Raw genomic sequence first — 770 nt, 5'->3', positions numbered from 1 at the left:
GATCAGGATGGTATTGAATCGAACAACGGCATCGAATAGCTCTGCAATGTAATCATGTGGTTCGATCTGGGTAGTGTAGGGATTGAACTCAATGCCTAAGGAGCTTACGAAAGACTCTGCATGAGAAGGCCAGTCAATGTTCGGGTAGGCAGAGTAGTGCGCGTTATAGTTGCCTACGGCGCCGTTGATCTTGCCCAGAAACTTCACCGCTTTTATTTGATTAAGCTGGCGCTTTAGACGGGCAACTACGTTGGCGATTTCCTTGCCCATGGTAGTGGGAGATGCTGTTTGTCCGTGTGTGCGCGATAGCATTGATTGCTCGGCTAGCTCTTTAGCGAGCTCTGTTAATTTAGTGACTATGGCCTCCATTTCTGGCAGTACACCGTCTTCAAGGCCTGATTTAAGCATCAATGCGTGCGAAAGATTATTGATGTCTTCTGAGGTGCAGGCAAAGTGGACGAACTCTAAGCTTTTTGCAAGTGCCGGAAATTGTTCCGCATTTGCTTCAAACTTTTCTTTCAGCAGATATTCAACGGCTTTTACATCGTGATTTGTTGTGCGTTCAATTTCTTTGACGCGTAAAGCGTCAGCTTCATTGAACTCGGTTACGATGGCATTCAAGAACGCATTTTCAGCATCTGAAAACGCCGGTAGTTCGTCAATTTCCGGGTGTGCCGCTAATGACTGTAGCCATCTAACTTCAACTGTGACGCGAGCGTATATGAGGCCATACTCACTGAATGACTTTCTAAGGTCTACAGTTTTACTGC

General features: G+C 46.2%; 1 protein-coding gene. It reads right to left on the bottom strand.

Features of this window, described 5'->3' with window-relative positions:
• A partial coding sequence (locus A3751_RS19320) for a lyase family protein (RefSeq protein ID WP_255376101.1) occupies positions 1 to 770 on the bottom strand: 770 nt, incomplete at both ends.

The organism is Oleiphilus sp. HI0080 (assembly GCF_001635135.1).
The sequence above is the reverse complement of the archived record's forward strand: the minus strand, read 5'-3'. Positions and strand labels throughout refer to the sequence as shown.